Below are 727 nucleotides of genomic sequence, written 5' to 3' on the forward strand. Positions count from 1 at the left end.
ATCGGCGGCCAGCTGAACTGCCCTTCGATTCTCTTGTAGTAAAGAACAAGGCCGCTTCCGTCCCAGGTCAGGATCTTCACGCGATCTCGGCGCTTGGAGCGAAACACCCACAGCCCGCCGTCGAACGGATTGGCTCCAAACGCCTCGCTCACCAGCATCGCCAGCGAGTCCATGCCGCGACGGAAATCGACCGGCTGCGTCGCGATCCAGATCGATAACCCAGCGCGGAGCCCGATCATCGGCCAACCGTCCTGACTGCCGCAAGCACCTCGCAGAGTGCTCGCCGGTCGACCGTTCCCACGACACGGATGCGAACCACGCCGACGTCGATCTCAATCGCCCCCTGCTCCTCGCATGGCGGCAATTTGCCCCCGCAGCCCGTGATCGCGACCGGCACAAAGCCTGATGGCACGCCTCCATCCCTGCGCTCCGCGAGCTTCGCCCGCGTTGCCTGACGACGCCAAAGAAACAACAGGCTCGGGCTGATGTCGTGTCGCCGCGCCACCCCGGAAGCGCTTGCACCCGGCGCGAAACTCTCCGCGACAATCGCCGCTTTCGCATCGGTCGACCAGCGCCGTCGTCGGCCGGTCCCCGTGATGATCTCGACGCGCTGCAGCGTGTCGGAGCCGTCCTCAAGGATACGCGCATGCCTATCCTTATCGCCATCCTTACAACTATCTTTTGACATGGTGACCTCGTGACGAAACAATCCACGAGATCTTCCTAG

2 protein-coding genes are annotated in these 727 nt (G+C 63.1%); both read right to left on the reverse strand.

The window, feature by feature from the left end; genetic code table 11:
- Positions 1 to 239: IS66 family insertion sequence element accessory protein TnpB (gene tnpB, locus AAFX91_RS42190; protein WP_394570410.1), on the reverse strand; the 239-nt coding region annotated here is incomplete at its 3' end.
- Positions 236 to 727: IS66-like element accessory protein TnpA (tnpA, locus tag AAFX91_RS42195; protein ID WP_394570411.1), on the reverse strand; the 492-nt coding region annotated here is incomplete at its 5' end. The genes tnpB and tnpA, both read right to left, overlap by 4 nt.

This window comes from Bradyrhizobium sp. 31Argb (assembly GCF_043638955.1).
In the GTDB taxonomy this organism is placed as follows: domain Bacteria; phylum Pseudomonadota; class Alphaproteobacteria; order Rhizobiales; family Xanthobacteraceae; genus Bradyrhizobium.